General features: G+C 67.9%; 8 protein-coding genes and 4 pseudogenes. 7 read left to right on the forward strand and 5 right to left on the reverse strand.

The window, feature by feature from the left end:
• Window positions 1-1,036: 1,036 nt before the first annotated feature.
• Window positions 1,037-2,422, reverse strand: coding sequence for a helix-turn-helix transcriptional regulator (locus tag AS857_RS16960; RefSeq protein WP_058043910.1), 1,386 nt, complete (start codon window positions 2,420-2,422; stop codon window positions 1,037-1,039).
• 246 nt (window positions 2,423-2,668) lie between these two features.
• Here AS857_RS16960 and AS857_RS16965 point away from each other — a divergent pair, with 246 nt between their 5' ends.
• The 3 genes from AS857_RS16965 to AS857_RS16975 are packed head-to-tail and all read left to right on the forward strand — an operon-like array spanning window position 2,669 to window position 5,425.
• Entirely contained in the window at window positions 2,669-3,481 is an 813-nt protein-coding gene (locus AS857_RS16965; protein ID WP_058043911.1) for a class I SAM-dependent methyltransferase, read from the forward strand.
• A 13-nt stretch (window positions 3,482-3,494) separates the two neighbouring features.
• Window positions 3,495-4,193 (forward strand): tRNA-dependent cyclodipeptide synthase, encoded by a 699-nt coding sequence (locus tag AS857_RS16970; protein ID WP_058043912.1) that lies wholly within the window; start codon window positions 3,495-3,497, stop codon window positions 4,191-4,193.
• Between the two features lie 23 nt (window positions 4,194-4,216).
• Entirely contained in the window at window positions 4,217-5,425 is a 1,209-nt protein-coding gene (locus AS857_RS16975; protein ID WP_058043913.1) for a cytochrome P450, read from the forward strand.
• Between the two features lie 47 nt (window positions 5,426-5,472).
• On the opposite strand, the pseudogene AS857_RS37770 reads toward AS857_RS16975, so the two are convergent.
• Window positions 5,473-6,156 (reverse strand): annotated as a pseudogene (locus AS857_RS37770) (IS5 family transposase); the annotation flags it as partial.
• 169 nt (window positions 6,157-6,325) lie between these two features.
• On the opposite strand from AS857_RS37770, the gene AS857_RS16980 reads away from it, so the two are divergent.
• Window positions 6,326-6,631 carry a DUF7677 family protein gene (locus AS857_RS16980; protein WP_058043914.1) on the forward strand — a complete coding sequence of 102 codons (306 nt, stop codon included), beginning with the start codon at window positions 6,326-6,328 and terminating at the stop codon, window positions 6,629-6,631.
• 25 nt (window positions 6,632-6,656) lie between these two features.
• On the opposite strand, the pseudogene AS857_RS37775 reads toward AS857_RS16980, so the two are convergent.
• A pseudogene (locus AS857_RS37775) lies at window positions 6,657-7,488 on the reverse strand (IS5 family transposase).
• 264 nt (window positions 7,489-7,752) lie between these two features.
• Window positions 7,753-9,216 carry an ISL3 family transposase gene (locus tag AS857_RS16995; protein WP_245699995.1) on the reverse strand — a complete coding sequence of 488 codons (1,464 nt, stop codon included), beginning with the start codon at window positions 9,214-9,216 and terminating at the stop codon, window positions 7,753-7,755.
• Between AS857_RS16995 and AS857_RS17000 the strand changes: the two genes are divergently transcribed.
• On the forward strand, window positions 9,100-10,101 hold the full coding sequence (locus AS857_RS17000; protein ID WP_058043916.1) for a DUF6193 family natural product biosynthesis protein: 1,002 nt from the start codon (window positions 9,100-9,102) through the stop codon (window positions 10,099-10,101). The genes AS857_RS16995 and AS857_RS17000 overlap by 117 nt on opposite strands.
• Window positions 10,102-10,313: 212 nt before the next feature.
• On the opposite strand, the gene AS857_RS17005 is transcribed toward AS857_RS17000, so the two are convergent.
• Window positions 10,314-11,129, reverse strand: coding sequence for a hypothetical protein (locus AS857_RS17005; protein WP_058043917.1), 816 nt, complete (start codon window positions 11,127-11,129; stop codon window positions 10,314-10,316).
• Between the two features lie 884 nt (window positions 11,130-12,013).
• On the opposite strand from AS857_RS17005, the pseudogene AS857_RS42385 reads away from it, so the two are divergent.
• Both AS857_RS42385 and AS857_RS41495 read left to right on the forward strand, forming a co-directional pair.
• Window positions 12,014-12,445: pseudogene (locus tag AS857_RS42385) on the forward strand (helix-turn-helix domain-containing protein); the annotation flags it as partial.
• Window positions 12,446-12,539: 94 nt separating this feature from the next.
• Window positions 12,540-12,872: pseudogene (locus tag AS857_RS41495) on the forward strand (transposase); the annotation flags it as partial.
• Window positions 12,873-12,913: the final 41 nt, after the last annotated feature.

The raw sequence follows: 12,913 nt of genomic DNA on the forward strand, positions 1-12,913 counted from the left end.
GAAGTCGGCCGCCCTCTGAACGTCTACGCATATTGCCGGTACAAGGGGTACGCCTCCTCGCGCCCGGAGGAAGAGCTCCGGACTGTCCGGGACTGGACGTGCGTACGTGCGGACGGCAGCTTGGAACCGATCACGCTCAACGGCCACCTCTCCTGGAACGAGGCCTGCCAGCACCAGTACGGCCCTGCGGTCGTTGCTACGAACACTGACCCCGGAAGGCAATGGGGCAGTGTGAGGTGCGTGAGAGGCTGAGCGGAACGCCGCCTGCGCGAGTGCTGTAGATCAAGATGGCCGCACCGACCCCGTACGGCGGGACGTTGGAGGGTCAACTCTCGAAGAAGGTGGTGGCGTCGCCGGGCGGCGTCGTGAAGTAGGGCACCGTCTCGATCTCTGATCCGCACTCCTCGCAGGCTTGAATCTCGACGGTCTGGTCCTGGCTGAGCCGTCCGGGCGGGAAGTCGGTGTATCCGCACCTAGAGGGTCTGTCCGATGGGTCGCACGCGAGGCGCGGGCCATCGGATAGGCCCTGGGTTTCGGCCTGATTGGCTGGAACTGCGACTGGCTAGGGCTGACCAGGGAGTCCTGCGCGAGCAGACCCCCCCGGCCGCCCTGTTGAGTAGCGGTCAGATGCGAGTCGTCAACGTCCTGCGCCGCTGAAGACCTGTGGTCACTTCGGGGCGGGTGCCAGACGAATCATGTGGGGACGGGCCCGGATCCGCATCGGCGGAGGTGGTGGTGAAGTCGCCGGGGGCCGGGGGCCGTCGTTTGACGGGCCGGGTCAGCCGCCGGGTCATCAGGTGACCGCCCAGTTGGTGTGGGCTTCGCCGATGGAGTGGGCGGACGTCATTCTGGCCATGGATCACGACAACCTCGCCACCCTGCTCCCCCTCGCGGACGACCGGATCTCCCTCAAGCTGGCGCTGTACCTCGGCGACCAGGACGTGCCCGACCCCTGGGGTCAGCTGGAGAACGCCTTACCATCTGCGCTGAACTCAGCGAGGCGGGCGCCCGGCCGCCACCTTCGCAGGGTGATCCCCTATCGGAGAGGACTTGGGTGGCGCTCGTCGGGGGAGCGGATTTCCTCGATGAGGTCTCGTACGGCCGGTTCGGTGGAGTGGTGGGCGAATCGCTGCTGGAACTGCCGGGCGAGGCCGGGTGGCAAGCAGCCGACGAGGGCGACGGCGCGATGGGCACTGTGGGCGGCGGCATCGAGTTCGCCGAGGGCCAGCTGCGCGTCGACCACATACAGGAGGCGTCTGGCGGTGTACGGGGAGGGAAGGCCGGGCGCGCGCGAAGCGGGGCCGTCGTCGAGCAGTGTGGTGAAGTGCGGCAGTGCCTTCTCGGGCCGGCCCAGGTGGAGCCAGGCGGCGCCCGAGGACACAGCCAGCCATTCCTCGCCGACGTTGACGCACAGCAGGTCGGCCGCGGGGTCCGCGTCGGCCGCCTTGGCGGCCAGCGTGCTGGTGGCTCGATCCAGCGCCCGGGTACTGGCGGTGAGGTCACCGAGACGGGCGAGGGCTTGCGCCTCTCTGGTGTGCAGGGTGACCGCGAGGCCGGCCGGGGGGCGCCGGACGATCGCCCGTGCGGCATGGACCAGGGACAGCATGTCCTTGGGATCGCCGGCTACGAGATGGCGGAACGCCAGGTCGATCATGCAGGAGGCGACGTGACGCCGCGAGCCCGCGGCGGTGGCGGCGCGGATCGCGGCCAGGGCGTACCGTTCGGCCCTGGCTTCCTCTCCTAGGCAGCCACTGAGCCATTCGCACAGCGCGGCGGTGCGTGTGGCAAGGAGGAGGAGCCAGGCTCCGGTCTTCGCGTCGTAGCCGTGGCCGGTCAGGAGCCCGGTGACCAGGCGGTGTTCCGCGCGGGCGGCGACGTACAGGGCCATCGGGGTGACCGGTGTCGCTATCTCCTGAAGTTCGAGTGCTTCGATACGGGCCTCGATCCCGGCCAGGACGTCGGGGGTGACGGGGCGTCCGTCCCGGGTGGGTGGTGGCTGGGGCGAGGCCAGGGCGGCCAGTGACTTCTTGATCTGGAAGTCGAGGGCGGGGCCGGTGACGGTGAGGTAGGAGCGGGGCCGTGCGTCCGCGAGCCGGGCTGTGCTGTGCAGGGCGCCGATCGCTCCCCGGGGTGTCCACGGCTGGTTCAGCAGTGCGGTGTCGTCGGTGGCCAGGTGCAGCCAGTGCGGCCAGCCGAGTCTCGCCACCTCTTCCTCGGGAACGCGGTGGACACGGGCGATGGCGAGCTGTGCGGTGAGTTCGGGTTCGTTCCGCCCGGCCTCCCAGTGCGAGACCGTGTGGCGGGTCCTGACCATCCTGGGGCCGAAGCCGAGTTCGTCGTGGGCCCTGGCTATCAGTCTCGCGTAGCCGAGCTGCGAGAGGCCGAGCGATTCCCGCGCCACCTTCAACGGATGCCGCGCCATGTGCGAGTCATCGGGTCTCTGATACATGCCATACCCATCGGTAGTTGAACCGTCACCGAATCGTAGAGATCCGCGCGGCGGGGTGATACCGAGTGCGGCGGGGTAAGGCGCACCTTGGGCGCCACGAAGTCCCTTGAGGCGTGGCACGGATCACGTTTCTCTGGATCCCGCGAAGCCGCCCCCCTCCACTCGCTGCGGAAGCAACGGCGGCGCGCCACCTCATCCGTCGGGCAGTCAGGGGTAGCCATGGAGAGCCAGTTCGATTCAACTGTCGCCGCCTATGCGCAGAGCATGAGCGCGTTGCCGTTCCGTGAACACGTCGAGGCGCACAGCCTGCTGACGGCCATCGGGCCTGTCGCGGGTCTGTCCGTACTGGATCTCGGCTGCGGTACGGGGTCGTACACGCGGTATTTCCACACCGCCGGTGCCGGGCGGGTCGTGGGCCTGGACGCGTCGCTGTCCATGGTCGAATCCGCCCGCGGCGAGGAGGAACGGGAGAGGCGCGGCATCACGTACGTACACCGCGACGCCACACGTCCCCTGAAGGACACGGACGTCGATGGCTTGACCGGCGCCTTCGACCTGGTGACCTCCGTCTATGTCCTGCCGTACGCGATGTCGGAGGAGGAGCTCGCCGCGATGTGCGCGACGGCCCGCCGGTCGCTGTCGCCGGCGGGCGGCCGGTTCGTCGCGATGACGCTCAACCCGGACTTCGCCACGGACCCCGAGTGGTACCGGCACTATGGCATGCGGCTCACCACGGACCGGCCCGGCGGGGAGGGCGCCACGGTCCGTCTGACGGCGTGGATCAGCGGGCAGACCATCGATGTCGAGGCCCGTCGCTGGTCGGCCGGTGCGCATGAACGGGCCTTGTGCGCGGCAGGGTTCGACAGCGTCAGCTGGGTGCGGCCGGAGGTGTCCGAGGCGGGCCGGAGGAGGTTCGGTGACGACTTCTGGTCCAAGTACCTCGCCTGCCCGCATGCGTTGATCATCGACGCCACCGCGGAACCGGCCCCCGACACGGACTCCGGCTCCCCCTCCGGCCGCGAAACCGACTGAGGAGCCTTCCGCCATGGAATTCCTCGTACAGCCGTGCACCGCCGAAAGCCGGCGGATCCTGGCGCGTGCCGAGCACCTGCTGATCGGGCTCAGCCCGTGGAACGGTTACTACAAGCCCCGCAGAGTCGAGGCCCTGGTCGATTGGGCCTGCGCGAACTTCGCGTCCGTGGACGTCTTCGTCCCCGGTTACGAGGCAGCGCATACCCTGACCGCGGCCGGATTCGAGCCGCGGGAAGCGGTCCACCGCACCCGGCGCGCCATCAGCCAGCTCCGCAACCCCGCCCAGCGCGCCCTGCGGCGTGCCGACATCCCGAACCCCGGAGCCCGGTTCCACAGCTGGACGCAGCTGGCCAACCGTCCCCCGTACACACGCATGCTGGAGCGCGTGCACCAGGCGTACCGGACCGATGAAGCGGTGCGCCGCGCCTGCCGCCTTACCGCCCGCGGGGCCGTGCTGCACGCCGCCGAGCGAGAGCCGAGTGAGCGACAGATCGACCAGGCGGTCGGCTACGCCCTCGCCGAGCTGCCTCTCGTTCTCGACGGACCGGCGATCTTCGGAACGGAGTCCTCGGTGTTCGTGTACCACCGGGAGATGGATCTCCTCGATCCCTTCATCACCGGCCGGGCCACCCGGCTCCGTCCCGCCTCCGGGCAGGGATACGCCGTGGTGCGGCCGGCCGACGACCGTTGCGTACCGTCCCACCGCTTATGACAGCGAAACGGAGCCTCCAGCCCATGGACCAGCCCACCACCGACCCCGACCTGCCTCTGCGCTACCCCTTTCCGCCGGGCGAGCTCGGCGCCCCACCGCTGCTGCTGGGCTGGGCCCGCAAGAAACAGCCGGTATGCCCGGTCGTGCTGCCCAGCGGCGACCGCGTATGGATGGTCACCCGCAAGGACGACATCACGCGCGTACTCACCGACCCGGGCTTCTCCCGCGACCTCACCTACCCCGGTGCACCCCGCTTCGTCGGCGACGACTTCACCTCCGTCCCGGGCGGGATCTTCAACCTCGACCCACCCGACCACACACGGGTCCGCCAGGTGATCAACCGCTTCTACACCCGCAGCGCCGTCGAACGCCACCGGCCGGTGATCGAAGGCCACGCGGTCCGGTTGCTCGACGACATGGCACACGGCCCGAACCCGGCCGACCTCATGCCCGCCTACGCCGCCGCGCTCCCCCTGCACGTGGCCCGCGAAATCCTCGCGGTGCCGCCGGAGTTGCACAGCGACTACCACAGCTGTTTCCGCACCCAGACCCACCTCGCCGCCTCCGCGGCGGCGGTCGCGGCTGCCACCGCATCGATCACCGACTTCACCAGGGAAGTCATCGAAACCAAACGACGGGACCCGGACCCCGACGAACCCATCGGAGCACTGATACGGGCCCGATCCGGCGGCCTCATCAGCGAAGGCGAACTGATCGGCACGACCTCGTACCTGTTCGTCACCGGATCCGAACCCCTCACCGCCCCGCTCGGCACCGGCGTTATCACCCTCCTCACCCACCCCCGGCAACTCCGGGAGTGCATCAAGGCTCCGGACCTGTGGCCCAAAGCCGTGGAAGAGATCCTGCGCTACCACCACAACGGCGTACTCGGAATGCCTCGGATCGCCACCGAGGACGTCACACTGCACGACGTCACCATCCGCAAGGGCGAGGGCGTCTGCTGCCCGATGCTCGGAGCCACCCACGACCCCGCGCACTACCCCAACCCCTCCCGCTTCAACATCCACCGCACCACCGACGCCTCGGCCACCTTCGGCGCCGGGCCCCATTTCTGCCTCGGCGCCCCCCTGACCCGCCTCTTCCTGCACACCGCCTATCGGGCCCTCTTCACCCGCTTCCCGTCCCTCTTCCTCGCCGTCCCCGAACGCGAGATCCCCTGGGAGGACAACCTTCTCTTCATCAAACCCGCGAGCCTCCCCATCGCCTGGTGACCCGCAACTCACAGAGTCACCGGTCCAGCCAAGGACTGGCTGGCCGGTCACGAGCGGAGCCATAGGTGAATGGCAGCGACGGTTACCGTGCCGTGGAAGACGTATGCCCTTTTGTCGAATCGGGTGGCTATGGCACGGAAGCCCTTGAGGGCGTTGATCGTTCGCTCGACTTCGTTGCGGCGTTCGTAGATCGCTTTGTCGAAGCTGGTGGGCCGGCCGCCGGCGCTGCCGCGGCGCTGGCGGTTGGCCCGCTGGTCCTTGCGCTCGGGAATGGTGTGCTTGATCTACCGACGCCGCAGACACCGGCGGTTCCGACGGGACGAGTACGCTTTGTCGCCGCCCAGATGATCGGGGCGCGTGCGCGGATGACCGCCGGCCGGACGCGGGACACGGATGCGCTCGAGGACGGGGATCAGCTGCGGGGCATCGCCCCACCGGCCTGGTGTGATGACGATCGCGAGCGGACGTCGGCCGCCCTCACCGGCCAAATGGATCTTGCAGGTCAGCCCGCCGCGGGAACGTCCCAGGGCCTCATCCGAATGATGCTGAACAGGTCGGCCGCGTCGTCCAGGGACACGCGGCGCGGCGGTGCGGGCGCCTGCGGCGTGTTGATGGGCACGGCAGGAGGTCGAGTCCACGCTGACCACGCTCCAGTCAATGCGGCCTTGCGCGCCGGCATAGGCCTGGACGGCCCGCAGAATCCGATCCCATGTGCCGTCCGACGTTCCTCGGCAAGTGAGGCCCCAGACGGGCCCATTCCTCGTTCGACAGATCACCCCGCCCCACGCCGACTGGAACGATCGCAACGTAAGCCAGTCACGTGGACCCACCGGGCAGGCCCTTGGGCTTGTCGTCAAAAGATCTTGCCGAGACGGTGCGGAGGTCGTGCATCATGCATGCGTGGAACATCTTCCTGTCGACGTGCGCGCTTCGCTTCGGCTGTTCGCCTTCTACCTGGCGAACGGCACCATCGACCTTGAGTTGCTCGACGGGTTCGACTACCGCTCAACCGTCATTCACTCCGGCTCATCGTTGGAGCAGGTCTTCGCGATCTACGGCAATGTGCTGCAAATTGATGCAAACGGCATGGTGCTGAATGACGGGGATGCGCAGTACCGGGTCGCGCAGTGGATTCGGGCGTGCTGCGACCCGAGCTATCGGGTCGAGCCGCCGTTCGAAGCCTGGGAGACCGAACTCCATCTCTGAGGGCCAGGCGCGCGTCGTCGGGACATCACGCCCACATCAAGAGCGAGGCGAGAGCGACGGCTGCCTGGTAGGACTCGGCGGTCTTGTCATAGCGGGTGGCTAGGCCGCGTCACTGCCTCAGCCGGTTGAAGCACCGCTCCACCATGTTGCGCCGCTTGTGCAAGTCCCGATCGAACGCCGACGGGCGGCCGTCGGCGCTTCCCCGTCGGAGGCGGTTTACGACCTGATCGGCCCGCTCGGGAATGGCGTGGGCGATGCCTCGCCTTCGCAGCCAGGTGCGGATCGCCTCGGAGCTGTAGCCCTTGTCGCAGATGACGTGGTCCGGCCGCATCCGGGGTCGTCCCGGCCCGATTCGGGGGACCCGGATCGCGTCCGTAACGGCGGTGAACTGGGTGCAGTCGTTGGCGTTCCCGCCCGTCAGCACGAACGTGAGCGGACGGCCAGAGCCGTCGCAGGCCAGGTGAATTTTGCTGGTCAGTCCACCTCGGGACCGTCCGAGGGCAGGGCTCCGGGCCCCCCTTTTCGGGCTCCGGCAGCGTGCTGGTGGGCGCGGACGATGCTGGAGTCGACTGACACCAGCCAGTCGATGTCACCGGCCGCGTCGGCCTGCGCTTGCGCGGTCTGGAGCATCCGCTCGAAGGTGCCGTCCGCCGCCCACCGGCGGAAACGGGTGTGGAGACTGGCCCACGACCCGTATCGCTCGGGCACATCCCGCCAGGCGACCCCGGTGCGAAACCTCCACACGATCCCGTTGAGCACCATCCGGTCATCCAGACGCGGCCGCCCAGCACGGGCCTGGGCGGCAGCGGCTGCACAAGTTCCCACTCGACATCGGACAGTTCATGACGGCATATCACCTCACCATGATCCACAACCCAAGATCGCTTTGACGACAGACCCTAGGGCGGCTCAGTCCGCGACGGGTGTCGCGGGCACGGCCTGGCTCGCCGCCGACACGGGTCCTGGCGCAGGACCCACTGACCAACCCAAACACCACTCCCGATAACTCAGAGCGACTGGAAGCGGGCGGTCGCAAACTCGCTTGGCCACTCGCAAGCTGTCGTGCTCTGCGTGACTGAGCGTTCTATCTGGTTCTGACCGCTCTTCCGTGATGCCTACCGCTAGAGGAGGACGCGGGCTCTGAGCAGAGCGAATGAGGCTCGACCGTACATCTGCCGCTTGATCGTTTTGATTCTGTTGACGTGTCCTTCGACGATGCCGGAGCTGTAGGACAGGGTGAGGCCTGCCGTGACGGCGTGGAGATCCTGGCGGATGGAGTCGGCGAAGATGCCAATGGCGTCGGGGCCGCCCAGCTCGGCCTTCTGAATCCAGTCCCGGAGTAGGTAGCCGCGACGGTGGCGAAGCATGTTCGTGAACTCCCGCGCGAGGTCACAGGCCAAAGCGATCTCTGGGCAAGCGTTCCGGACAGTTTCCAGCTGGGCGACGTCCGCGGGGCTGAGCGTCTCCTCGGGTCGCATGATCCATGAGGTGATGTCACGAGGGCGGAAAGTCACCGAGCGGGCAGGGACCGCGATACCCTCCCGGATTGCCATCACGTAGCGGTTCACAACGTGGTATCCGCCGGTGTAGCCAAGGGCGAGCAACTCGCGATAGAGCTGCATCGAACTGGTGCAGCCCGCCTGGAAGCGGTGCTGCACGTGCTCGATGAACGGGTCGAGGACGCCATGCCCGCGGTCCTGCGCCGAGGCGAGGAGCCCTGCCAGGTCCTTGTTCCGGTAGCGCCGGACCGTCTTGCGGTCCAGCTGCAGGCGGCGGCCGATGGCGCTGAGGGACATGCCGGTGGCGGCCAGCTCGTTGACCTCCCCATGGCGTCGTCGGATCCGGTCCAGGAGCGGGGTCTCAGGCGTGGCCGACGGTGGGTTGGACCCTAGTCCGGCTGGTCGCCGTAGGCACTCATGATGCCGTCGGCAGGTCTTCTCGACGGCCGCTGAGAGGTTCTGGAGGAGGTGCCAGCGATCTGCCACCTCCAGCGCGTCCGGGCCGGCCTGCCTGATGGCCTTGGTGAATGCCATCAGGCGGTCTCGGCAGACGATCTCGGCGCCGGGGTGCTCCTGGAGCCAGGTGGCGACCGTGCTGGTCTCTCGATCCGGCAGCACGTCCAGAGGCCTGGAGGACTCGACGTCGACGAGGACGGTGCCGTAGGTCCGGCCCTTGCGGAATGCGAACTCGTCGATACCGAGTATCCGTGGGGCCCGGGCTGGCACGGGCTGAGCGGCCAACTGCCTCAGGAGGGTCGTCCGCCGGCCATGGACCCGCAGCTTCGCGCAGAGGCGTTGGCCCGGGCGGCCGCCGAGCTCCACGGCGACCGCTCTCATCGCCGACCGGGCCACCGTTGAAGTACGAAGTCGTGGCTTGGTCAGCCCCGCCACCTGTTCCACGTATGTCCGACGTCGGCACTGGCTCTGATCACAGAAGAATCGACGCACACGGAGACGGATGATCATCCGGTGGCCGCCGACGGGCAGCCCAGCGATGTGACGCCAGTACCGGCTGTGGACGCGTGCGGCGGGATGCTGACACTGAGGACATGGTCCTGGGGGTCCGTAGCCAGCCGCGTCGATCATCAAGGTGTCGTCCGCGACCACGGCCTGGCGCACCACGAGGTTCACGCCCGGGAAGAGGACGTCTTCGAGTGTTCCCAACTTCATGAGGACGTCATCCCCTGGCGGAACGGTCCTGCAGTCCAGTCCTTCGAGCGCCAGCCGTCAGGGCAATGGCAGACTTCGGAGGTGAATTCTGATCTTTATCCCGAGCTGGCCGCTGCGGGCAGCCTTGCCGCCGCGCTGGAACAACTGGCGGCCGACCTTGGTGTCGATCTCGTGGTGGTGCCCGGCGGCTGGGGGGCACTCGTTTCGGCGGGCATCGCTGCCTCGGTCCCTGAGCGCAAGCCGCTGTCCGTTCACATCGGGGCTGAGAGTCGCTGGTTCGGCGTCTCCGGTTGGAGCCAGGGGGTCGAACTCATCACCGGATCCACGCCCGATCTGGCGGATGTCGTCAGGGCTGGCGTGGCGTGGGGGCAGGGCCGGAGCCTGCGGGAGCTGCGGGCGGAGCTGCCGTTTCTGCACTCCAGCGAGCGAGCAGAGGCGCACGACCGCGGGCCGGCCGCAGTCGTGGAGCTGCAGTGGCGTTTGATGCGGGAACAGGCAGCCGAGGCGCCGGATTTCCCTGAGTTCGGCGCACTCGTGGAAGCGGCTCACGTCGAACGGCGGCTGCGAGAACTCTATGTGTTCTCCAGCCACTGGACGCTCGGCTTCAGCTCCTGCACCGGATTCCCGTTCGAGAATGAGGTCGCCATCGCCCCGTCATATGGCGGCGGTCCGTACCGCGTGCTGAAGCACCCTCACGCCGACGTCATCAGCGAGGCCGCAACGGCCGAAGAGGCTGTCGCCTTGGCGGTGACCCGCCTCCCCGCCGGACTTGGCCCGGCGGTCACGGGCACCGCCAAATGAAGTGAGTGGCGCTAGGTGGGGGGGCCGAAGCCCGTACCCGTCATGGACGGTTAGCCATCTCGCGACCATGTGACTTCCGGTTAGGAGGCGACAGGCGGCGGTCAGCGTCCGCATGAGGGAATGTTCCCCGCCTGGGTGGGGAACTACCTGACGCCGAACTGGCCGAGGTGGGGAATGGGGCGACCGTCGTCATCCCAGGTCGGGCGGTTGGATCAGGGGGCCCAGGGCAGTCGTACGGCCTCGATCTCCGAGTCGTTGAGGAGGGCTTCGACGAGCGGGGCTGGGCCGGCGACCTTGGTGGCCCACAGGTCGTAGTCCGTGCACAGGACCCAGGACCGGTCGTGGGCCCAGAGGTTGGACGGGCTCCAGGAGTCTTCTTCGGGGTGGTCGTACAGGGCCTTCGCGTCTGCGAGCCGGCCTGCCCGGACGTGCAGGTTGTCGAAGTCCTCTGCCCCGAGCACAAGCGGGGTGTAGTAGGCCAGGCAGCGGGTGTCTGCGCCCTGCGGGCTGTGCTCTGTGAGGATCTCGACCAGTCGGTTCCAGTCGGAGCGGTCCAGGCTGCCCTCGGACGGACCGGTGATGCCGACCGGCCACCCGCCCGACTCGCGGAGCGAAGGGAAGGATGTGTGGCAGGGCAGACGCCCCTCGGCGGCCACGGGATCGCCGGTCCGCCGGGCGAGCTCTGCCCAGCGCAGGCGGCGATAGCGTGGTCCGGGGTGCTCGCCTGTGGACTTGGCGAAGGGGTCCGAGGGGTCGGTGAACACGTCCGCGGGGTCGAGACCCGGGATGATCTCGGGACTGGTGCTGTTCCTGTTCAGGAAGGCCTGCAGGTACTCGACGTACGACATGTCGAAGGGCCCGAGTTCGTGTTCGTACATGGCATGGAGTACCCAGGCCGCGTCGGGCAGCGCCGGCGGCATGAACCCGGTGAGCCCGTCCTCGGCGGCCAGTTCCCTCAGCCAGTCGGTTTCCGTGGACGCGGCGAGCGGCCAGCGGGCGGTTGCCAGAGCGGCGGAGGTCTTGTACATCAGCTCAGGATATGAGCGCAGACCCGGTGCTGCTCAGGCGCCTGCCCGGTCTGGACGCGGCTGTCCTCCCGGCGTAGGCATCACGGAAGAGCGGTCAGAACCAATCACAACGCTCAGTCACACGGTTTGACGGCCGCTGATAGTTGGCGGGCCGGGTGAGGAGGTGTCCAGGTGAGTGGGGTGACGGCCAGTCGCAACTGGCGAGTTCGGTCGACGATGGCTGGCGAGCCGCTGGCCGTTTGTATCACGCAGAGTGAGCTCGCTCGGCCCGTCTACTGTGCGCCGTGAGGTCCTCGCCAAACGGGCCGGGCCATGGTTACGCGGCCCCGGTCTTTCAGTTCTGCTGACTGCGGGCGTGGCTTCTGGATCGGAGCTTGGTGATTGCCAGCTTCACTCGTTGAGGTTTAACGGTTATACGGAGTTTGGTGGTTTTTCCAGGCCGCTTTGAGGATGGGGGCGGGTGTTGCCAGTACTGCGGGGTGGGCGATCAGGTTCTGGACCATGATGAATCGCCGGTAGAGGTCCGGATTAGCTGGCAGGCGGTCTACGGTCCGTCGTACCAGGTGGTGCGCGAGGGTGGCCGGGTTGAGGCGGGTGTGGTTCCATCCGGTGTCGGAGTAGGCAGCAATGTTCCAGGGGACGCGGATCGTCGAGGGGATGGTGCGCTGGAAGGTGCGTCCCAGCTCTGGTCCGCGCCGGTGCTCGAGAGACGGTCGAGGGTCTGGGCTTGGAGTGCGGCGATGTGGTCATACCGTGGCCGTAGATGGGGTTGAGGGTGCAGACGGCGTCGCCGATGGCGATTACTGAGTTTTTCGTTAGTTCTGTGGGTGCAGGGGCTGTAGCGGTGTAAAGATGTTGGTGTGCCTTCCGAGCCTCCGCCCGTTGTGTCCGAAGCTCCCGTTCCGCCGCTGACGCGGCCGCAGTTGACTGAGGCCCGGCGTATGCGCGCGGTCGAGTTGTTCGAGCAGGGACGGGCTGACGTCGAGGTCGCACGGATGGTGGGGATCCACCCCGAGAGCGTGCGCCGGTGGAAGCGCACGTGGGAACAGGGCGGGGCTCAGGCGCTGCGGCGTCGGCCGGTCACTGGCCGGCCGCCCAAGCTGGATGATGCCCAAGTCGAGGTGGTTCGGGCCGCGTTGGAACAGGGCGCCCAGGCGCACGGGTTCGAGGCCGATCTGTGGACCCTGGAGCGTGCTGGCGTCGTGATTGAACGGCTGACCGGGGTGACGCTGGCGCGCGCATCGGTGTGGCGATTACTGACCGGGCGGCTGGGGCGGAGTCTGCAGCGGCCCAAGCAGGCGGTCGAGCGGGACGAGTCCGAGATCGCCGGTGGGTCACCCAGGAGTGGCCGCGTATCAAAAAGGGGCGGTGAAGAAACGTGCATGGATCGTGTTCTTCGACGAATCGGGCGTGTCCTTGCTGCCCCAGGTCCGTTGCACCTACGCGCCCCGCGGCCGCACTCCCATCCTGCGGCACCGGCTGAACTGGAAACGCGCCTCGATGGCCGCCGCCCTGGGCTACCACGCCAGCGACCCCGGGCGTGGTCCGCGGCTGTGCTTCCACCTCAAGCCCGGCAGCTACGACACCACCTCCCTGATCGAGGCGCTGGAACAGGTCAAAACGTTCTACGCCGGTGAACCGGTGGTGCTGGTGTGGGACGGACTGTCCGCCCACTGGAGCCGGGACATGCGAGCCTGGGCGGCCGAGCAGGACTGGCTCACTTTGGAACGGCTGCCCGCCTATGCACCCGAACTCAACCCGGTGGAACTGCTGTGGTCCGCCAT

Origin of the sequence: Streptomyces roseifaciens, from assembly GCF_001445655.1 — a bacterium.
Lineage (GTDB): Bacteria > Actinomycetota > Actinomycetes > Streptomycetales > Streptomycetaceae > Streptomyces > Streptomyces aureoversilis.

Excerpts from the sequence above, each read along its gene's own strand:
- AS857_RS16960 (WP_058043910.1), bottom strand. The coding sequence starts at position 2,422 with ATGGCGCGGCATCCGTTGAAGGTGGCGCGGGAATCGCTCGGCCTCTCG.
- AS857_RS16965 (WP_058043911.1), top strand. The coding sequence starts at position 2,669 with ATGGAGAGCCAGTTCGATTCAACTGTCGCCGCCTATGCGCAGAGCATG.
- AS857_RS16970 (WP_058043912.1), top strand. The coding sequence starts at position 3,495 with ATGGAATTCCTCGTACAGCCGTGCACCGCCGAAAGCCGGCGGATCCTG.
- AS857_RS16975 (WP_058043913.1), top strand. The coding sequence starts at position 4,217 with ATGGACCAGCCCACCACCGACCCCGACCTGCCTCTGCGCTACCCCTTT.
- AS857_RS16995 (WP_245699995.1), bottom strand. The coding sequence starts at position 9,216 with ATGATCGACGCGGCTGGCTACGGACCCCCAGGACCATGTCCTCAGTGT.
- AS857_RS17005 (WP_058043917.1), bottom strand. The coding sequence starts at position 11,129 with ATGTACAAGACCTCCGCCGCTCTGGCAACCGCCCGCTGGCCGCTCGCC.